The organism is Bacillus atrophaeus, from assembly GCF_039519175.1.
In the GTDB taxonomy this organism is placed as follows: domain Bacteria; phylum Bacillota; class Bacilli; order Bacillales; family Bacillaceae; genus Bacillus; species Bacillus atrophaeus.
In genome coordinates this window covers 957,107-977,043 of the sequence record NZ_CP154443.1, presented here as the reverse complement: position 1 = coordinate 977,043, position 19,937 = coordinate 957,107, and the positions used below count along the sequence as shown (strand labels likewise).

Genomic DNA, 19,937 nt, shown 5'->3' with positions numbered 1-19,937 from the left:
GACCTCAGTCTTCCGCTCAAACCAGATAACGGTTTCCCGTCCTTTGCTACTTCTGTTCACAAAGAAAGCTCAGGGAGGTAATTCACAGCTGCCTTTGTACCGGCTCGCACCTTCCGCCGGCTCTCTGTCACAGGGAGGCAATCTGCTACTGGGTTCCCATCGTTGCTGTTATGTTGTTAGATTGTCAGCTACTTTTTTTAGCAGCGCAGAAAGCGTTTTTTGCTCGTCGTTGCTTAAACCCGCAACCAGCTCTATTTCCCCTTTATGAAAGTCGGGATAAAGCTCTTCAATCGCTTTTTTGCCCGCTTCCGTAATGGTCACAAACACAAGTCTGCGGTCTCTTTTGTCCGTGCTTCTAAAGCAAAGCTTCTTTTTCTCGAGTGTGTTGGTGACATTGCTTGCTGTGGCTGTTGAAATGCCTGACAGCTGCGCGAGCTTTCTCGTTTCAAGCTTATCCCACACCCATAAATCATAAAGAATCGAAAAAGCTGTCCAGGACAGTTTATAAGAGGAAAGGACTTCCTTTTCCATTTTTAAACGAAGCTGCTGAGCTGAACGGTAAAGAGTTGTGGCAACTGAGGCTGCTTCCGTATGAAGAGACGCAATTGGCATTTGTTTAAGCTGCTTCAGCGTGTCTTGTTCTGCTTCACTCAGGTGAGAATTCTTGTGTTTTCTTTCCAATAGTATGCTGCTCCTTGAAATGTCAGAATCATTAGCTATGAAACGAATTGTAACAGACATTCAAGTTGCCTGCAAGCACTTCATTTGTTCGCTAATATTTTACTGAATGTGTTAATATAGAATAAAAATGTAAGATGAAGGGTGGGGTGGGTCTTGCATGAACAAAAGATTCCGTCTGCAATTGTAGGTAATAAGCTGAACCAATGGTATAGGTTGATTCGTGAATTTGAGGTCTCGGAAGCAGAGGCATTAAAGCTTGCCGTCAAAGAAGAGCTTGATGTGATGGAAGAAAATCAAGACCTCCTTCTCTATTTTTCCTTGCTTGAATTCAGGCATGAATTGATGCTTAGCGTTTTTTTGCCGGAAGGATCGATAGAAGCAGATCGTTCGTTATCTGAGCTTTTAGAGCAAATCGAGGCAAATCAGCAAAAACTCACAGGTCTCCTTGATTATTATTATTATTTCTTTCGAGGGATGTACGAGTATAGAAACAGAGAAATTATGGATGCGATTGCTTCTTATCAAAAGGCGGAGTCTATGCTTTATGTAGTAGAGGATAAAATTGAGAAAGCTGAATTTTATTATAAATTGGCCGAGATCTATTGTGATTTGCATCAAACGTTTTTTTCGATGAACTATGCCAATCAAGCCATGGACATTTATAAACAGTTTGAATTATATGGCATAAGAAGAGCGGAATGTGCGTTTATTTTCGCGAGAAATCTGATGCGTGTCTCGCAGTTTGACAAAGCGGTGGAGCACCTTCAAAGCGTCTTGCGTCAAGCGGATGAATTGGGTAAATCGCGCTTGAAGGCTGCTTCGTTTTATTATCTGGGGAAATGCTCTGCCAAAGAAAACAAGCTGGAGGAAGCGGTGTCATTTTTTCAGCAGGCAGCCGCAGTTTCTGATGCCGGCCAGACACGGTCTTTTAAACTGAAATCAATTCTTGGCCTGACTCATATACGTTTTAGACAGGGATTGGTTCAAGAGGCAGCCGTTCTGTTTGAACAAGGGTTGCAGCTTGCTAAGGACACAAATAATCAAGCAGCGCTTTCTGCTTTTCAAACGATAAATGGTCTTTACATAAAAAATGATCCCATTCTGGTAGTCAATGCTTTTCATGAACTTGAATTAAGGAAATTATACGCTGTTCTGGAGGAGCTTGCGTGGGAAACCGCGGCTGTTTATCATAAACGTGAACAGCATCAAGACGCTGTTTTTTTCTATAACAAAGCCATTGAAGTGCAAAAATTGATGCAGGAAAATATCGTTTTTAAAACTGCAGCGTTATAAATGATGATCGGGCGGCGCATTACGCGCCGCCCGATCTTTTATTTAAAGTCTTCAAACTTGTCTTTCGCCTCCACCTGTTTTTTCTTCTTGGTCTCACTGTGCTTTGTCTCTTTTTTCATGACGTGGTAAAGAGAGGCTGTGACGATTTCCCCCGCCTGCTGAAGCCGTTCTTTGCTGACGTGTTTAATGCTGTCATTTGGTGTGTGATACCACGGTTCCACTTCGCCTGTTTCAGGATCGCCCCATATGAAGTTCGCCGAGTCGATGCCAGCTCCGTGGAATGGTACATGGTCAGAGGACCCGCCTTTCTTCAGAGATAAATGATTAAAGCCTAGTTTTCCGGCGGCAGCTTTACTTGATTGCCACACTAGATTTGACGCTCCGTCAACCGTGTTGACATAAAGCTCGGTCGCACTTTCCCAGCTGGTGCCGACCATGTCCAAATTGAAATTAACGATACTGCGTCCGGCCTCTTGTTCTGACAGCCGATTTACATATTCGTTTGAGCCGAGCAGCCCGAGTTCTTCAGCTCCGAAAGCGATGAAACGTATTTCTTTATCAGACGGAATCTTTTTTAAAATCCGGGCCATTTCCAGCATCACGGATGTTCCTGACGCGTTATCATTTGCGCCGGGTGAAGACGGAACGCTGTCGTAGTGGGCGGTTACATACACAATGCCCGGATTTTTCACATGTTTTGGCTTTCTGACACCGATGATGTTTTGGGAGGTTTGGTTAGTGAATGCCTTTAGCTGAAGGGTCGCTTCTTTTTGGGTTAAAAGAGCGGTTCCATCTTCTTTTTTAATGCCGACCACGGGAATATCAACAGTATGGCCGCTTAAATTTGGAGTGAACGGAACAGTGCTGTCCGCGTTATTGTAAATAATCACAGCTTTGGCTCCCGCGGCGGCTGCGTTTTTCGCTTTTTCATAAAAGGTCAGCTCTCCTCTGGAAATGAGTGCAATTTTCCCTTCAGAATCAGCCGTAAAATCTTCGGGGTAACCCAGCCCGGCATCAAACAGAGGCGCAGTCAGTCCCTCATTTGGAGTAGGCACAGAACCTGAGGCGGCGCGAAGAGGGATGTCATGGTCGTTTGCGGTGAGAGCGCCCTCAAGGCGATCGGGTATACCAAATGTTTGAACACTGACATCAAGCTTTTGTTTTTTGAAAGCAGCGGCAAGCAAAAGGGCGCTCTTTTTTTCTGCCGCTGTGCCTGCAACCCTTGGGCCGATCTTCTCGCTAAGTTGTGAAACCGTTGCATAGGCGCGTTCTGATTTAAAAGAATGCGCTATGTTGTGTTCCTTTTTCACCGTATCTGCCGCTTGCGCAGTGCGGGCAGCAGGGGTGATCGGTGAAATGACTGTGCCGACAGTCAGAAAAGCGGTTAAAGCCAATGGAAGAAACTTCATTTTCATATTGGTGCCTCCCTTTTTATTCGAATGACAAACTATTCGGGACACGAAGGGAATCTCCTGCAAGATGAAAGAAAAATCATCCGAAAGACTTAATTCGTTTTATAAGGTATATGGAGTTCCAAAGGATCACAGAATAAAGAAAAATGGCGGAAATGGGGTGTCCACTTGCAAACATATATTCAGCCTTCATACAAGCACGATCCTTTTCATCTTTTCTCAATCGAACATCTGGTGACCCTGTTGATAATAGGGGGACTGGGTGTCTGCCTTTTTTTTGTCAGCCGAAGGCTTAAACGGCCTTCTTCAGGCAGAGTGATTCGTTATTTGCTTGCGTTTCTTCTGCTTGCATCACAAATCAGCTACCACATATGGAGGCTTTATTACGGAACCTGGTCTGTGCGGACTTCTCTGCCTCTCGAGCTCAGTGACTTATCGGTATATCTTTGCGCGGCCATGCTGCTCACAAGAAGCAAAAAGATGTTTTCGTTTTTGATTTTTGCCGGCTTGGGGAGCTCGCTGCAAGCCATGCTGACGCCGAATCTCGGTATGTATTCATTTCCGCACTTCCGTTCCCTCATCTTTTTTATGTCTCATGGGTCTGTTTTTTTATCTTGTTTATTTATGGCGTTTGTTGAAAATTGGAAACTGAAGATGCGCTCTCTATGGATAACGGTCCTCATTGTGAATGTGTACGGGGTTTGCGTTTACTTTATCAATTGCTGGATTGGCTCCAATTATTTGTATCTCATGAAAAAACCCAGTGAGTCATCTCTTTTGGACGTACTTGGTCCTTGGCCGTGGTATATTGCCTCAGCAGAGGCCGTGATGATCATCAGTTTTTTAATTATCTATTGGCTCTATCACAGGCTCAAAACAATCATATAATTGTATGTCTCGCTTTTTGTATAGCACATTCTCTTTCAAAATTTTTCAGGGAATTGTGTTTAAACTTTTAAAAAAGGGAATGTAACCTATACAAAACAAAGGGAGATGAATACCATTGAAGAAAGATGAAACCATGCATATCGTATCATGCGCTGATGATAATTATGCTCGTCATTTAGGTGGGATGTTCGTTTCTTTATTGACTAATATGAATCAAAACAGAGACGTGAAATTATATGTGATAGATGGCGGGATCGAACCCGGCAATAAAAAAAGATTAGAACAAACAACAATGAAATTCGGAGTGCCGATTGAATTTTTAGAGGTTGACGCCAACCAGTATCAGCATGCGGTGGAAAGCAGCCATATTACAAAGGCGGCTTATTATCGAATCTCGATTCCCGATTTAATTCAGGATGAAAGCGTGAAACGGATGATTTATGTTGATTGTGACGCAATTGTACTAGAGGATATTTCAGTTCTGTGGGACATGGATATTTCCCCGGCAATTGTGGCCGCTGTAGAGGACGCGGGCCAGCATGAGCGCCTGAAAAAAATGAATATCAGCGACACTGCTAAGTATTTCAATTCAGGCATTATGATTATTGATTTTGAACCGTGGAGAAAGCAGAATATTTCTGAAAAAGTGATCAATTTTATTAATGAAAACAGTTCGGAAGATTTTCTCGTCTTTCATGACCAAGATGCACTTAATGCGATTTTATGTGATCAGTGGCAAGAACTTCATCCGCGGTGGAACGCGCAAACTCATATTCTATTAAAAGAAAAAACCCCGCCGACTCTTCTTGACCGAAAACGTTACATGGAAACGAGAGCGAACCCGGCCATCGTGCACTTTTGCGGAGGAAACAAGCCATGGAACTCCAATACAACTCATCCTTATCGTGATCTGTACTTCCACTATATGTCCTATACGAAGTGGAGCACTATAAGCCAGACGGCAATGAATCAATAAGATTTTCAATATTGAAAAAATACACGATGAATACGACAGTACGACAAGCTGATACAAATAACAAAACGCTTTTGAGGCTAAAACTTGGCTTCAAAAGCGTTTTGTTTGTGCTTTACAACGAAACAGATCGATTATAGTATCTTTGAATATGCATCGCGATATAGCATAATTCTTTTTCCGGAAATTCAAACCCATACTCGCTTTTGATAAATTCTCCTGCCTGCCGGGCGCATAAAAAAGCTTTCTTGAATTTCTTTTTAATGAGAGCCATCATTTCTGAATCTAATTCATAAAATGTTTCTCCCGCTTTTATATGCTGGATCGCAAAGCGAAGATGGGTGACAAGCCGCTCGTATGAGATGGTATCCTCTACAATGCTGATGTCTAGTTTTGCTTCAATCATTCCTATAATATCCCGTATCATCGTCGTAATATCAAGCGTTTGTGTCATACTCCCGGCACTCGTTCTCGCCGTATGAAGATGCAGGGCAATGTTGCCGACTTCGTCTTCAGGAATGTCAATGTTGAGCTTTTCTTTAATTAACGTCTGAGCCCAGAGGCCGATTTGGAATTCTTTAGTGTAAAGAACTTTAATTTCATTAAGCAGCGGATTTTTAATGACCATTCCTTTGCTCAAACGCTCGATGGCAAATGATAAGTGATCAGAGAAAGCGACATGAATCCGTTCATTGATTTTGATGTCGAGTTCTTTTTCCGCGTGCGAAATGATGTCCTCAGAGACTTGAATATGATCTTCAGGCAATGTTTCTAAAATCTCTTCAAACTGTTGGGATTCTGATGAGTTTTTCATGACGAATGTTTTTTCAATCTTGGATTTATCTACAATATCATTTTTTCTTTTTTCAAAGGCGATTCCAGATCCGAGGAGGATTTTTTCTCCGTCTTGATCTTTGACCACTAACGCATTATTATTTAAGATTCTTTTGATTTTCATAGCTGCCTTCCTTTCATCCCCCGTTTTATGAATGAAAATGGAATAGAATGCTCATTCTTTCTCTTCTTTAAACCCCAGAATTAAAGTAGCAATGAAAGCTGAGACCGCTGCAATCGAAAAACCGATCATATAATGAACGAAATTCGTTACGCCGAGCGGCAGAATAATCGAAATCATCGGGATACCGGTTAAGCCGTATGAATTTGAAACGACATGCATAGCGGCAACATACGCGCCGCCCATCGCCCCGCCGATGGATGCCCCGATAAACGGCCTGACCAGCTTTAAGTTAACGCCAAACACAATGGGTTCAATTATACCCAAGAAAGCTGAAAGGGAAGCTGGAATTGATATTTTTTTCAAATTGGCATTTTTGGTTTTGAAAAAAACAGCTAATCCTGCTCCGCCCTGAGCCACATTCGCCATAGACCAGATTGGCAGCAAAAAGTTAACGCCGATTTTAGGATCTGCAAGCAAAGATGCCTCAAACACATAGAAACTATGATGTAAACCGGAGAGAACAATTAATGAATATAGCCCTCCGAATAAAAACCCGGCCGCAGTTCCGGCATATTGATACACGAAATCTAAAAGAAAAGTAATGATATGACCGATGAATGTTGCCGCAGGTCCCATCACCGTGAGTGCGATAAACCCTGTCACCATTACCGTAATAAAAGGGATAATCACAAGATCAAGAGAGTCCGGTATCAGCTTCTTTAATAGTTTCTCAATTTTACTCATGATATAAACAGATAAAAGAATGGGGATGATTGTCCCCTGATAGCCCATTAAAGGAACATGCATGCCAAACAAATGTAAAGCCTCGGGCGTTTGACTGCCAAGCATCGAAGGGTCAAGCAAATCAGGGTGAGTAAGGATTCCTCCTATAACCGCTCCTACAAATGGGTTGCTTCCGAACTGTTTTGCCGCGCTGAAACCAACCAATATCGGCAATATAATAAAAGCCGAGCTCGAAAAGATGTCGAGCATTTTGAGAAATGGGCTATGCGGAGAAATCCAGTTGAACACTTTGATCATCCCGATAAGCCCCATAAGCAAACCGCTTGCTACGATCGCGGGAATAATGGGGACAAAGATGTCGGATAACGTCTTGGCAAACCTCGTGATCACATTCATTTCGTGATTTGCTGTAATAGGCTGCTCCGTCTGATCCTCCTGGCATAGCTGGATGACTTCTTTATATATTTTATTAACAATCCCCGCTCCGAAAATAATTTGGAATAATCCATATCTGAAAAACGTCCCTTGTACACTCTGCATGTTCTCAATCGCAGCGATATCTATTTTTGTCTCGTCTCGGACTTCGAAGCGCAGCCGAGTTGTACAATGGGTGATATTGATAATATTTTCTTTTCCTCCTGCCAGAGGTAATAATTCTTTTGCAATGTCTTTATGCAACAATTATAACCTCCTATTATGCAAAACTGTTACTATGCATTTCACCTGTTATATCCTATCAAATGAAAAGAAGACAGGCAAAATGATTTTCGCGTTTTCTCTTCTTGCATGCTTGGTCTAAAAATACCCGCGTCAGTGAATCGGGCGGCAAGACATCGTACAGAGAGCCGCTTTTAAAGGATTTCGCCTGCCGGCGGCTGAAACAGTGTGTTTCTGCTAGAGCCGATATTCAAGAAAGATTTTACAGATTTCGGATTGCGTGGTGTTCCTCAAAGCAGGAAGGAAAATATGATAAAAAAAGACCTAAAATATGCAAAGGAAGCAGCCGAAAAGCGCATAAACAGCACTAAATGGGCATACGTCTCCCTTTTACACATTTTAGGTCTTGCCTGCTTCACCAGTAACAATCCCAGCCTATTTTATGATCTCTATCTCCCATTCTATTCTGTTCGTGACTTCATATCAATAGTATAAAAAACCTATATATCAATCATGAAACAAGAGGAAAAATCCTTTAAGGCTGTCAGGCGGGCCCTAAAGGATTTTTGTTTTATTTCTTTGGTTTAATATGGTTCGCCGCTTTTTCAGTTTTGTTTTTTCATTGGATGCTTTTAATTGATTGACCGCAGATTGAGCTGATGTCTCTATGAAAAATGTTGAGTCACTGCTCATGAAAAAAGAGGAATTCACTTTACTCCGAAAGCGCATATGTATTTTTTTTCCGTTAAAAGCGGAAAAATTCCATATGCAATTGTAAGCGTTTTCAAAATATGATAAAGAAAATACAGCAAGGCTGTTCACACAGAAAAATGAAAAGGGGGCTTTTAATATGAATGGATTCAATGAGTTTATGGAAGGAAAAGTCATGCCTGTGGCAGGGAAAATTGCCGGGCAGCGACATTTAAGCGCCTTGCGTGACGGAATTGTTCTTACGATGCCGCTGATTATTATCGGATCAGTCTTTTTAATCCTAACAAGCCTTCCGATTCCGGGTTATGCCGATTTTATGGCGAGTATATTCGGGGATCAGTGGGCGGTTAAACTCGCCTATCCGGTAAACGCCTCATTTGATATTATGGCGATGATTGCCGCCTTTGGCATTGCTTATCGGCTGGCGGAAAGCTACGGGGTGGATGCACTTTCGTCCGGGGCGATTTCTATTGCGGCTTTTTTATTAGCAACACCGTTTGAAGTGCCGTTTACGCCGGACGGATCAACGGAGTCCATTCTCGTTGGAGGCGGAATTCCGATTACATTGCTTGGCAGTAAGGGACTGTTTGTCGCCATGATTATTGCCTTATTTTCCACGGAAGTATATCGGTACATCATTCAAAAAAATATCGTATTTAATATGCCTGACGGTGTACCGCCGGCTGTCAGCAAATCATTTGTCGCGCTGATTCCAGGCTTTATCATCATTTTTCTTGTGTGGCTTGCGCGCCTTCTGATTGAAATGACGCCGTTTGAAAGCCTGCACAATGTCGTAGGCGATCTGCTTGGAACACCGCTCTCAATCCTTGGCGGCAGTCTTGGAGGAAGCCTTGTCGCAGAATTTGTGCAAATGCTTCTCTGGTCATGCGGAATTCACGGCGCTTCCATCATTGGCGGCGTCATGGCGCCGATTTGGTACGGGGCAATGGATGTCAACCGCCTTGCTTTTCAGGCGGGAGAAGCGCTGCCGAGCATTTTTACCACGCAGTTTTTCCAAATCTGGATCAATGTCGGCGGCAGCGGCGCCACGCTGGCACTGGTGCTGACAATGCTTGTTCGGTCTCGCAGCAAACAGATGAAGCAGCTTGGTAGATTGGGAATCGGCCCCGCCTTATTTAATATCAACGAACCGATTATATTTGGAATGCCGATTGTCATGAACCCTCTGTTAATTGTGCCTTTCATCGTCACGCCGCTGATTACAATTACAGCGACTTATATCGGCATGAGCACCGGCTTGGTGGCAAAGCCCGCGGGAATTGCCGTTCCATGGACAATGCCGCCGCTTATATCGGGGTATCTTGCGACAGGAGGCAAAATTTCCGGCTCCGTCATGCAGCTTGTGAATTTGCTGATTACCTTTGTCATCTACTATCCGTTCTTTAGAATGTGGGATTTTCAAAAATGGAAAGAAGAAAGTGAGGCCGACCAAACCGCTTCTGAAACAAAAGAAACGCCTCTTGATATGTAAGCGCTTAGAAAAAGACAGGCAAAAGCAAGCGGATCACTTGCTTTGCCTGTCTTTTCTTTATCTTTGGAAAAACTCAATCCACTCGCGGTCGGGCCCTTCGATATAAAAATAACGGTATCCGTTTGGAAGTGTAGTAATCTCTTCATCAATGAATGTGGCTTCCATTCTCTGCGCTTTTGTAAATTCGGCTGCGATGTCATCCGTTAATAAGGCGATATGATGCACCTTTCCTTCAGATGGAAGCTCGCTGCTATAACCTTGGATCAACTCGATTTCTGTTTCCGGGCCATCTTGAAATCCAAGAAAGGCAAGTTCAATTACACCGTTTGTGTGGGTGATACGATCCTTCAATTTCATGCCGAGTACTTCTTCATAAAACGAAATGGATGTATTGATGTCCTTTACCATGATGCCCGTGTGGTCAATTCTTTTTGTCGCCATGATGATCCTCCTGAGTAACTCTTTTTGTCTATCGTAGAAAAACCTTTCCTTTCTGTCAATGCAGACATCTTGAGGTTTTGTGGTACGATAAGAAAAAGCAAACAGAAAGAGGAAGGACATATATATGAAGCTACTCACTCTAAAAAAAGCATTCGCTGCAAAAATAAAAAAAGGCTATCCGCTCATTGAAAAAGAAGCCCTCGCCGGCAGCGCGGCGCACGTAAAAGAAGGCGATCTTGTTGATATCGTAACGGAAAGCGGCGAGTTTCTCGCACGGGGCTATTACGGCCTGCAAAATAAGGGAGTCGGCTGGGTGCTGTCCCGCAATAAAGAGGACCAAACCGACCGGGCTTTTTTTCTGCGCAAATTAACAAAGGCCGTACAGGAAAGGGACCATCTCTTTGCTGCAGCTGATACGACGGCTTTTCGCATCTTCAATGGCGAAGGCGACGGGGTCGGCGGTGTCACCATTGACTATTATGACGGATACTTGCTGCTTCAATGGTACAGCCAAGGCATTTATACTTTTAAACAAAAGCTGATTGCCGCTTTGGACGAGCTGGATATTGATTATAAGGCAATTTACGAGAAAAAACGCTTCGATACGGCAGGACAATATGTCGAGGATGATGACTTTGTCAAAGGCGAAAAAGGCGAGTTTCCAATTATAGTGAAGGAAAACGGCATTCAATTTGCGGTCGATTTAAACGATGGCGCCATGACCGGCATCTTTTTAGACCAGAGGCATGTGCGGAAGGCGATCAGAGACCGCTATGCAGACGGGAAGACCGTTTTAAACACGTTCTCTTATACAGGGGCATTTTCAGTCGCGGCGGCGCTTGGCGGAGCGGACAAAACAACAAGCGTTGATGTCGCCAACCGCAGCTTGGCGAAAACGATTGAGCAATTCAGTGTGAACAAACTCGATTATGAGGCCCACGACATTAAAGTAATGGACGTCTTTAAATATTTCTCATATGCGGCAAAAAAACACCTGCGCTTTGATCTGATTATTCTCGATCCGCCTTCCTTTGCCCGTACGAAAAAGCATACATTCAGCGCGGCTAAGGATTACAAAAATCTTCTGAAAGAAACAATAGCGATCACGGCGGATAAGGGCGTAATTGTGGCATCCACGAACAGCAGCGCCTTCGGAATGAAGAAATTTAAAGGCTTTATCGACGCCGCGTTCAAAGAAACAAATGAACGCTATACCATTTTGGAAGAGTATACACTGCCTGAGGACTTCAAAACGATTCCGGCGTTTAAAGAAGGAAATTATTTGAAGGTTGTCTTTCTTCAAAAAAAATAACGATAAAAAAGCTGCTCAGTTCAAGAGCAGCTTTTTTTAGGTTGAAATAATATGCTGGACGCGGCCGACACTGCCATCTTCAAGCCGAACTTTAATCCCATGCGGGTGAAAGCTTGATTTCGTCAATATGTCTTTCACTACGCCCCTTGTCAGCTTTCCGGTTCTTTGGTCTGCTTTTAGGACGATATCAACCTCCAAGCCTTTGGAGATATTGCTTCGCTGCTGGCCGTTCATTAGACACATCCGTTCTTCTGCGCTGCATTGCGCTTTTTTTCTTCGTATTCATTATAGTATATCAATGCTTATAAAGATAATGATGAAAAATAGCGAAGCACATGACGGAAAGCTAAAAAAATGACTGTCCCATTATAAGCGGACAGTCGTTTTTCTACATAAATGAAAGCAAAAACGGCGCAGCGCAAAGCGTCATAATCGCCGCGAGAATCATTGATACGCTGGAAATGGTACCTGACACGGAGCTTAATTCAAATGCTTTAGACGTTCCGGCTCCGTGTGCGCTTGTGCCAAGCAAAACGCCTCTTGCGATTTCGTTGTCAATGCGGAAATAGCGGATGACCATCGGGCCATCTATCGTCTAGGGAAGGGATTCCATTGAAAGAAGAAAAAAATACAAATGACTATTTGACTAATGGAAACTATTTGTATATAATCCTTATCTATCTAATAAAAAGGAGTTATTAGGTACCATGTTAATGCATATACGTCAGCAAGAACCAAGTATAATGATTCTTCGGTATATCAAAAAAACTCTTAGATAGGTAATATCGCACATTACGTTTATGGGTTGTTGATAAAGATAAAAAAGATACTGTATCAGGCGGTCACTTCAGAGATATTACGAGCGGTCAACATAAGAACATTCCAAATGTTGCATACGAGAAAAATGGTAAGACTTCTGTGAGAGTAGCTGGAGAAGTCAGAGGTACTCCAAACACTGTAGTTATTTCTGCAAAAGGAGTTTGGAGTCCTGATAGTCACAGATAGATAGAATTTTCCTAATAACTAGAAAGAATTTTATTCTTTCTGGTTATTTGAATTGGAGGTTTTTTTTTGTTTTATAAACTGTTAAGAAATAATATCATAGATGTTTTTGGATCGAATAAATACAAATTCTCCTTATTAATTATGATTGTCCTTTTTGCAATAGATATTTTTGTGTCTGTCTATCAAAAATTTACTCTTCCTTTTTTTGATAAAGCGCATTTGAGCTTTTCGCTATATTTCTGGCTAGGTACAAATGATTCGGCTATTAGTGGGATGTTAATCTTTTTATTTGCTTTAATTTCTTGTTTACCGTATAGCACAAGTGTATTAGAAGAAAAGAAAAGCGGTTATTTTCAATTTGTTATAACTCGCAGTTCTGTAATCAAGTATTTTGGAGCAAAATTGATAGCAGCATTTGTTAGTGGTGGTTTCTTGTTTGTTTTTCCATTTATATTATCATTTGTACTAATGACAATAATGTTTGGGGGTAATTTAACAAGTGGACAATATGTTGAAAACTATCATATGTTCCATCAGCTTGTGAAGTATCATCCAAATATGTACATGTTAATATATATATTAATTTTGTTTTATTATGCAGGATCTTTTGCAATTCTGGGAGTATGTCTGTCTAGTTTCTTAAAGAATAGGTATCTAGCATATTTGTCTCCATTTTTAATTGTTTTAGTTTTAGAACCTGTATTTGAAATTTTTTATCCGCAGTTATCACCGATATTATTAATGAATCCTATTCAATCGATTACAGGAATTTCAGTATTTTATGTTTTTGCAGTATCATCTTTCGTTTTAATATTATCTTTAATAGGCTGTTTTATTGGAATGAAAAAATATGCTCAGTAATAATTTTTTGTATTATTTGCTAAAAATAAATCATACAAGGATTTTATTTACTCTTATAGCCCTGATGTTGTTGAATATTAGTGTATTTTATAATAATACATTAAACGAAGTAACAAACATTAGCTTTATAAGGATACTTTCAAATATATTGGGCTCACCTACGAGTTTCATGACAGTGTGTATTTTTTTATTAAATATGAATAGCTGGCATTTTTCAAATTATGTTGTTTCCCGTTTCAATAACAGAAAGATTTTTTTTCGATTTCTATCAATGCTTATTTTGTTAAGAACTATTGCGTTTTTAGTATTAACAATATTAACCACAATCCTTACGGCAGTGATTTTAAAACCCGGTATGTTTATGAATAGTCTTCAGATTGTTAATGAGGATGAAGTGATGCAAATAATATATTTGCTTTTAGGTTGGTTAATGATCTTAATTATTGTGCAATTAATTATTTTAATGTTCGAATTAAAGCTCCCTGTTTATGGAACTTTAATTGGTTCGGTTATTGTACTTATGATTTTATTCAATGATATGTACGACTCTTTTTCTATTTTATTCATTCAAGCTATATCTTCTACCTTTGATTATTCACTTTATAAGTTGTTTTATGACAGATTGTATCTTTTGTTTGTAATTATTTTTCTGACTTTAATTTGCGTTAAATTAACAAAATCTTTTCAAATGTTGAGGAGATAACAACGAATGTATTTATATGATATGAAAAATGTTTGGAGACAAAATAAATGGGCATGGATAATTTGGATTGTTGTTAATATTTTGTTGCTGCTTCTGATTGTCCATAGCCTGCAAATGATTAATATTAATTCAGTTTGGGAGTCAATAATGGGAAATAGAGTTTTTTCTTTACCTTTCCCTTATTTCTTTATTTGCGGTTTTTACTTGTTATTAAACGGTAATTATTTATATTATCAACGAAGTAACATGCTTTCTCTTACCCTTACTAGATGTTCATCAAGAGAACGTTGGTTATTTGGTAAACTACTTTACACTATATTATTAAGTTGCAGTTATTGTCTGTTACTGATTTTATTAGTGCATATAGCAGTTTTTATTGGACATGGAAGTTTTAACTACAACAATGATACAATCTACACATTTTTTACAGTCTTCTTAACATTTGTGATTTGTGGTATATGTCAGTCTGTATTTACTTTAAAAGTAAAACCCATTCTGTCCTTCATCATAGTATATGGATTGTTGATACTGCCTGTGTGGGTAAACATTCCTTTTATTCCAGGCAGCTATTCTTTTGTCAGTTATGCGTTTCAAATGCATGCAGATTATGTTCGTGATAGTTATTTAATTTTCTTTTTTCTTATTATGATTTTTTGGATGATTTTAGCGATAAGGAGAATAAGTCGTCAAAACTTTTTCTAAAGGGAGAACAATATGTCTTATACAATAAAATTAGAGAATGTAATAAAAACGCTGAATTCCAACATGGTAGTAAACAATGTTTCGATGCAGTTGGAATCAGGAAACATTTATGGGTTTAGAGGTGCTAACGGTTCAGGAAAATCAATGCTTTTCAGAGTTATTTCAGGGCTCCTGGTGCCTGAAAAAGGGGTTATAACTGTAAACCAAAGTATTTTACATAAGGATATTTCGTTTCCAGAGAGCATGGGAATTGTTATTGAAAATCCAGAATTTATCCCTCATTTAACTGGTAAACAAAACTTAAAAGTACTTGCATCTATCAAAAAGCAAGCGACAGACATGGATATAAATCATGCCTTAAATGTTGTGGGTTTGGACAAGAATGACTCAAGAAAATATAAGAAGTTCTCATTGGGGATGAAACAACGATTAGCTATAGGGCAAGCTATAATGGAAAATCCAGATCTGTTGATACTTGATGAACCAACAAATGCACTGGATGAAGCAACGATTGAAAGAATTAAGACATTTTTGAATGAATATAAAAAAAGAAACAAGTTAATTCTTATTTCAAGTCACGATAAATATTTTCTAGAATTAATTAGTGATCAAATATATGAAGTGAAAGAGGGGCGCGTAACTATTTCTAAGTAATATTGATTAATTATAAAGAATAAAACACCACTTCTCTTATTAACTCAGAAATGGTGTTTTTTATATTTATTTGTGAATCTCTTACATAAATGAAAGCAAAAACGGTGCAGCGCAAAGCGTCATAATCGCCGCGAGAATCATTGATACGCTGGAAATGGTACCTGACACGGAGCTTAATTCAAATGCTTTAGACGTTCCCGCCCCGTGTGCGCTTGTGCCAAGCAAAACGCCTCTTGCGATTTCATTGTCGATGCGGAAATAGCGGATGACCATCGGGCCGATGATGGTTCCTAACAAGGCTGTCAAAATGACAAACACAGCGGTTACCGCGGGCATTCCGCCGATCATTTCCGAAACGTTCATCGCAATCGGCGTTGTCACTGATCTCGGGACAAGACTGTCAATTAAGCCTGTGCCGAGGTGAAGCCATTTTGCGATAAGAGCTGTTGAAATAATGGCGATGCAAGAACCGACTGCCACATTCAAAATAATTTCAACGGCGTATTTTTTTAAAATCGGGAAATATTTATAAAGCGGAATAGCGAACGCGACAGTTGCCGGCTGAAGCATATCGGTCAGCATTTCACCGCCAAGATTATATGTCTCGTACGGGACATTCACAAGCAGCAGCAATCCGACTAAAACAGCGGGCGTCACTAACAACGGTGATGTATAAACTTTCGGATGGCGGGCATATACCTTTTTCGCCCCCATATACACCAAAACCGTTAAAAACAAACTTATAATTCCGATGAACACGTATTTTTTCTCTCCTTTCTTTTCGCGATAAGCTGTGTAAGCGTTCCTGTAGATACCATCACGACAAACGTGCTGATCACCACAACAAGCAAAATACTTACACCGAATTTTGACATGATGTCTCCGTATTCAATCACTCCGACGGCAGAGGGGATAAAAAATAAAAGCAGCTCCCCAAGAAGCCACACTGCACCAAGCTCTATCCATTCAAGTTTGATGATTTTAAAATGAAGTAATGTGAAAAGAATCACAATCCCGATTATACTGCCGGGAATATTTATATGCAGAACCGCTGTCAGCAAGTTCATCAGGCGCGCAAATATAAATAACAGAGCGATTTGAATAACGGTAAGCAACATTTTTTTCATATTGATGCCTCCCTTTATATAATGAGTATACACGAGGCTATACTATAGGTAAAATACATATGTTGAATACTAACTATTCCTTTTGTCTATAGAAAGGACTGAAGCAAATGGATATCCGCCATCTGACATATTTCTTAGAAGTTGCACGGTTAAAGAGCTTTACGAAGGCTTCGCAGTCATTATACGTATCCCAGCCGACCATTTCAAAAATGATTAAGAATCTTGAAGCGGAGCTTGGAATCGAGCTTTTCTATCGGAACGGCAGACAGGTTGAAATGACTGATGCAGGCCAAAGTATGTATGTACAAGCTCAAGAAATCATTAAATCATTTCAAAACTTAACGTCAGAGCTTAATGATATTATGGAGATCAAGAAGGGGCATGTGCGCATTGGTTTGCCGCCGATGATCGGATCAGGGTTCTTTCCGAGAGTACTCGGCGATTTTCGTGTGAATTATCCTAACGTGACCTTTCAGCTTGTCGAGGACGGATCAATTAAAGTGCAGGAAGGGGTAGGGGACGGCTCTCTCGATATTGGGGTCGTAGTTCTTCCCGCAAGCGAGGATATGTTCCATTCCTTTACCATTGTAAAGGAAACCTTGATGCTTGTCGTTCATCCGACTCACCGCTTGGCGTCTGAGGAAGAAAGCAGTTTAAGCGATCTGAAGGATGAGCACTTCATCTTCTTTAGGGAGGATTTTGTCCTTCATAACCGAATTATGATGGAATGTATAAAGGCCGGTTTCCGTCCCCATATCATTTATGAAACATCACAATGGGACTTTATCAGCGAAATGGTGTCCGCTAATCTTGGTATTGGGCTGCTGCCGGAACGAATCTGCCGGGGCCTTGATCCTGAGAAGGTGAAAGTAATACCGCTAGTTGATCCGGTCATTCCTTGGCACCTCGCGATTATCTGGAGAAAGGACCGCTATTTGCCCTTTGCGGCAAGAGCTTGGCTTGAGCACACGAAATCATATTTATGGGGCCCTAAAAAAGAGAGAAAAGGATGATGTAAATTGGATGCACAAACAGCAGCAAAACACTTAGTAACTGTTAAGCAAACAAGCCCGCTTGTCCACAGCATAACCAACAATGTCGTTACGAATTTCACCGCCAACGGCCTGCTCGCTCTGGGCGCGTCTCCCGTTATGGCCTACGCTAAAGAAGAGGCGGCAGACATGGCGAAAATCGCTGGAGCTCTCGTCTTAAATATTGGGACGCTCAGTAAGGAATCGGTGGAAGCGATGATACTTGCAGGGAAGTCAGCGAACGAACATGGCGTGCCGGTTATTCTTGATCCCGTCGGAGCGGGAGCCACGCCGTTTCGCACCAAATCTGCCCGCGACATCATCAGTGAGGTCCGTCTTTCCGCCATTAGGGGGAATGCGGCCGAAATAGCAAATACCGTCGGTGTTGAGAATTGGATGATAAAAGGCGTAGACGCCGGAGAAGGCGGAGGCGACACGATCGGGCTGGCCAAAACAGCGGCTCAAGAGCTGAATACAGTCATCGCCATTACCGGTGAAATAGACACGATCGCAGACACATCAAACGTATATACCGTTCGTAACGGCCACAGGCTGTTAACGAAAGTGACAGGTGCAGGCTGTCTGCTCACTTCGATCATCGGCGCTTTTTGCGCGGTGGAAAAAGACACATTGAAGGCGGCGGTATCGGCCATTGCCTCATATGGCGCCGCGGCCGAACTGGCTGCAAGGCATACATCACACCAAGGGCCGGGAAGCTTCCAGATTGAGCTGCTGAACCAGCTTTATTCACTTTCAGAAAAAGAGATCATTGAGCTTGCATCAATAGAAAGGGTGACAGACTGATGACACGTATTTCTCGGGAAATGATGAAGGACTTATTATCGGTTTACTTCATTATGGGATCAAATAATACAGAGGCCGAACCGCTGTCAGTTGTGCAAAAAGCATTAAAAGGCGGCGTCACTCTGTTTCAATTTCGGGAAAAAGGCAGTAACGCTCTAATCGGCGCCGATCAGCTTGCATTTGCTGAAAAAATGCAGTCCGCCTGCCGAAAAGCCGGTGTCCCGTTTATCGTAAACGACGATGTCGAACTAGCAGTAAAACTCAAGGCAGACGGCGTTCATATCGGGCAGGATGACGCAGATGCAAAAGAGGTCAGGGCCGCCATAGGCGATATGATTCTTGGCGTTTCCGCCCATACGATGTCTGAGGTCAAGCAGGCCGAGGCAGACGGCGCAGACTATGTCGGTATGGGACCGGTATACCCGACAGAAACGAAAAAGGATACAAAAGCAGTGCAGGGCGTTTCTCTGATTGAAGCGGTTCGGCGGCAAGGACTCAGCATCCCAATAGTCGGCATTGGGGGCATCACGTTAGAAAACGCCGCTCCTGTCATTGAGGCGGGCGCAGATGGTGTGAGCATGATCAGCGCCATCAGTATGGCCCAAGATCCGGAAGAGTCCGCGCGGCATTTTTATCAAGTGATTCAAAAGCAGAAGCCCACCAGCTAAGCAAAGTTATAAAGGACGAACCGGAAAAATTCGGCCGGCTATTTTTGAAATCTGAGGGCTGCCGCCTTACAAGCAGCCCTTTTTGCATGCCATAAAAACCGCCTGTCAAAAAAGGAAGTTTCTTCGGCTTCTATTTTTTAAAAAAACTAGTTGTAACTTTTTTAGTTACAGTTTATGATAGATATAAATTGAAAGGAGACAACCATGACTGTACACATTAAAGTATATTCAGATTATGTATGCCCATTCTGTTATGTAGGGAAGGCTTCCTTTGAAGAAGCCATCAAAGGAAAGGATGTCGAAGTGGAGTGGCTCCCGTTTGAACTGCGTCCAAGCCCGGCCCCTCAATTAGACCCGGTGAATGATCCTGCCAAGCAGCAGATGTGGAAAACTTCTATTGAACCGATGGCGCAGAAGCTGGGAGTAGACATCAAGTTCCCAAATGTATCACCGCATCCATACACAGATTTGGCATTTGAAGGGTTTCACTTTGCTAAGGAACACAATAAAGGGCATGAATATAACACAAGAGTGTTTACCGCATTTTTTCAGGAAGAACAAAATATCGGAGACATTGAAGTCCTCACGAAGCTTGCTGAGGAAGTCGGGTTAGACGGCGAACGGTTCAAAGCCGCACTCGAATCGAGAACATATCAGGGCACACAACAAAAAGCTCTTCAGCACGCTTACGAAGAAGCTGACATCACAGCTGTCCCCACCTTTATCATTGGGGACGAAAAAATTCCAGGCGCCGCAAGTAAAGAAATGTTTGAAAAAATAATTGAGCAAGAATCCAATAAAATGAGCTGAGGCTGTCCTA

At 41.6% G+C, this 19,937-nt stretch carries 20 protein-coding genes, 2 pseudogenes and 1 other annotated feature (1 of these 23 cut by a window edge); of the genes and pseudogenes, 12 read left to right on the top strand and 10 right to left on the bottom strand.

Annotated features, from left to right (window positions below):
- Nucleotides 1–172 (bottom strand) — a binding site (T-box leader); it reaches 43 nt to the left of the window's first position.
- On the bottom strand, nt 169–612 hold the full coding sequence (locus AAHT65_RS05065; RefSeq protein ID WP_373422334.1) for a MarR family winged helix-turn-helix transcriptional regulator: 444 nt from the start codon (nt 610–612) through the stop codon (nt 169–171). It overlaps the preceding feature by 4 nt.
- Before the next feature lie 222 nt (nt 613–834).
- On the opposite strand from AAHT65_RS05065, the gene AAHT65_RS05060 reads away from it, so the two are divergent.
- Complete coding sequence (locus tag AAHT65_RS05060) at nt 835–1,974, top strand: RapJ protein (RefSeq protein ID WP_343311074.1); 1,140 nt, start codon at nt 835–837, stop codon at nt 1,972–1,974.
- Between the two features lie 38 nt (nt 1,975–2,012).
- On the opposite strand, the gene AAHT65_RS05055 is transcribed toward AAHT65_RS05060, so the two are convergent.
- Nucleotides 2,013–3,389 (bottom strand): M28 family peptidase, encoded by a 1,377-nt coding sequence (locus AAHT65_RS05055; protein WP_343311073.1) that lies wholly within the window; start codon nt 3,387–3,389, stop codon nt 2,013–2,015.
- Between the two features lie 165 nt (nt 3,390–3,554).
- Between AAHT65_RS05055 and AAHT65_RS05050 the strand changes: the two genes are divergently transcribed.
- Nucleotides 3,555–4,274: a TIGR02206 family membrane protein gene (locus tag AAHT65_RS05050; RefSeq protein WP_343311072.1), complete on the top strand. Its 720-nt coding sequence runs from the start codon at nt 3,555–3,557 to the stop codon at nt 4,272–4,274.
- 115 nt (nt 4,275–4,389) lie between these two features.
- Complete coding sequence (locus tag AAHT65_RS05045; protein WP_010790322.1) at nt 4,390–5,250, top strand: glycosyltransferase family 8 protein; 861 nt, start codon at nt 4,390–4,392, stop codon at nt 5,248–5,250.
- Between the two features lie 112 nt (nt 5,251–5,362).
- Here the strand turns inward: AAHT65_RS05045 and AAHT65_RS05040 are convergent, their stop codons facing one another.
- The 3 genes and pseudogenes from AAHT65_RS05040 to AAHT65_RS05030 form a co-directional block, all read right to left on the bottom strand.
- A complete protein-coding gene (locus AAHT65_RS05040; protein WP_106033695.1) occupies nt 5,363–6,205 on the bottom strand; it encodes a PRD domain-containing protein in 843 nt (280 codons plus the stop codon).
- Nucleotides 6,206–6,256: 51 nt separating this feature from the next.
- Nucleotides 6,257–7,627 carry a sucrose-specific PTS transporter subunit IIBC gene (locus AAHT65_RS05035; RefSeq protein WP_343311071.1) on the bottom strand — a complete coding sequence of 457 codons (1,371 nt, stop codon included), beginning with the start codon at nt 7,625–7,627 and terminating at the stop codon, nt 6,257–6,259.
- A gap of 550 nt (nt 7,628–8,177) precedes the next feature.
- A pseudogene (locus AAHT65_RS05030) lies at nt 8,178–8,275 on the bottom strand (hypothetical protein); the annotation flags it as partial.
- A gap of 181 nt (nt 8,276–8,456) precedes the next feature.
- Here AAHT65_RS05030 and celB point away from each other — a divergent pair.
- On the top strand, nt 8,457–9,809 hold the full coding sequence (celB, locus tag AAHT65_RS05025) for a PTS cellobiose transporter subunit IIC (RefSeq protein WP_088118228.1): 1,353 nt from the start codon (nt 8,457–8,459) through the stop codon (nt 9,807–9,809).
- 57 nt (nt 9,810–9,866) lie between these two features.
- Here celB and AAHT65_RS05020 read toward each other — a convergent pair whose 3' ends face one another.
- Nucleotides 9,867–10,250 carry a VOC family protein gene (locus AAHT65_RS05020; protein WP_003326381.1) on the bottom strand — a complete coding sequence of 128 codons (384 nt, stop codon included), beginning with the start codon at nt 10,248–10,250 and terminating at the stop codon, nt 9,867–9,869.
- A gap of 124 nt (nt 10,251–10,374) precedes the next feature.
- On the opposite strand from AAHT65_RS05020, the gene AAHT65_RS05015 reads away from it, so the two are divergent.
- Nucleotides 10,375–11,562 carry a class I SAM-dependent rRNA methyltransferase gene (locus AAHT65_RS05015; RefSeq protein ID WP_094232979.1) on the top strand — a complete coding sequence of 396 codons (1,188 nt, stop codon included), beginning with the start codon at nt 10,375–10,377 and terminating at the stop codon, nt 11,560–11,562.
- A gap of 36 nt (nt 11,563–11,598) precedes the next feature.
- On the opposite strand, the gene AAHT65_RS05010 is transcribed toward AAHT65_RS05015, so the two are convergent.
- Together AAHT65_RS05010 and AAHT65_RS05005 are read right to left on the bottom strand one after the other, a co-directional pair.
- The gene (locus tag AAHT65_RS05010) at nt 11,599–11,796 is read right to left on the bottom strand and encodes a YwbE family protein (RefSeq protein ID WP_003326383.1); all 198 of its coding nucleotides are present in this window, start codon (nt 11,794–11,796) and stop codon (nt 11,599–11,601) included.
- A 154-nt stretch (nt 11,797–11,950) separates the two neighbouring features.
- Nucleotides 11,951–12,157: pseudogene (locus AAHT65_RS05005) on the bottom strand (LrgB family protein); the annotation flags it as partial.
- Between the two features lie 476 nt (nt 12,158–12,633).
- Here AAHT65_RS05005 and AAHT65_RS05000 point away from each other — a divergent pair.
- The 3 genes from AAHT65_RS05000 to AAHT65_RS04990 all read left to right on the top strand — a co-directional run bounded on the left by AAHT65_RS05000 (nt 12,634) and on the right by AAHT65_RS04990 (nt 15,487).
- Nucleotides 12,634–13,428 (top strand): ABC transporter permease, encoded by a 795-nt coding sequence (locus AAHT65_RS05000; RefSeq protein ID WP_094232978.1) that lies wholly within the window; start codon nt 12,634–12,636, stop codon nt 13,426–13,428.
- Between the two features lie 709 nt (nt 13,429–14,137).
- Nucleotides 14,138–14,833 (top strand): ABC transporter permease, encoded by a 696-nt coding sequence (locus tag AAHT65_RS04995; protein ID WP_343311069.1) that lies wholly within the window; start codon nt 14,138–14,140, stop codon nt 14,831–14,833.
- Nucleotides 14,834–14,845: 12 nt separating this feature from the next.
- The gene (locus AAHT65_RS04990; protein ID WP_343311068.1) at nt 14,846–15,487 is read left to right on the top strand and encodes an ATP-binding cassette domain-containing protein; all 642 of its coding nucleotides are present in this window, start codon (nt 14,846–14,848) and stop codon (nt 15,485–15,487) included.
- 81 nt (nt 15,488–15,568) lie between these two features.
- Here the strand turns inward: AAHT65_RS04990 and AAHT65_RS04985 are convergent, their stop codons facing one another.
- Together AAHT65_RS04985 and AAHT65_RS04980 are read right to left on the bottom strand one after the other, a co-directional pair.
- Nucleotides 15,569–16,246, bottom strand: a complete 678-nt coding sequence (locus AAHT65_RS04985; protein WP_010790316.1) for a CidB/LrgB family autolysis modulator — start codon at nt 16,244–16,246, stop codon at nt 15,569–15,571.
- Nucleotides 16,228–16,614: a CidA/LrgA family holin-like protein gene (locus tag AAHT65_RS04980; RefSeq protein ID WP_003326391.1), complete on the bottom strand. Its 387-nt coding sequence runs from the start codon at nt 16,612–16,614 to the stop codon at nt 16,228–16,230. The genes AAHT65_RS04985 and AAHT65_RS04980 overlap by 19 nt, the downstream gene beginning before the upstream one ends.
- A 107-nt stretch (nt 16,615–16,721) precedes the next feature.
- Between AAHT65_RS04980 and cidR the strand changes: the two genes are divergently transcribed.
- The 4 genes from cidR (at nt 16,722) to AAHT65_RS04960 (ending at nt 19,927) form a co-directional block, all read left to right on the top strand.
- Complete coding sequence (cidR, locus tag AAHT65_RS04975; RefSeq protein ID WP_094232974.1) at nt 16,722–17,627, top strand: cidABC operon transcriptional activator CidR; 906 nt, start codon at nt 16,722–16,724, stop codon at nt 17,625–17,627.
- Nucleotides 17,628–17,633: 6 nt separating this feature from the next.
- Nucleotides 17,634–18,449, top strand: a complete 816-nt coding sequence (gene thiM, locus AAHT65_RS04970) for a hydroxyethylthiazole kinase (RefSeq protein ID WP_094232973.1) — start codon at nt 17,634–17,636, stop codon at nt 18,447–18,449.
- A complete protein-coding gene (thiE, locus tag AAHT65_RS04965; RefSeq protein WP_063638208.1) occupies nt 18,449–19,117 on the top strand; it encodes a thiamine phosphate synthase in 669 nt (222 codons plus the stop codon). The genes thiM and thiE overlap by 1 nt, the downstream gene beginning before the upstream one ends.
- A gap of 204 nt (nt 19,118–19,321) precedes the next feature.
- Nucleotides 19,322–19,927 (top strand): DsbA family oxidoreductase, encoded by a 606-nt coding sequence (locus AAHT65_RS04960; RefSeq protein ID WP_003326397.1) that lies wholly within the window; start codon nt 19,322–19,324, stop codon nt 19,925–19,927.
- The last annotated feature ends 10 nt before the right edge of the window (nt 19,928–19,937 follow it).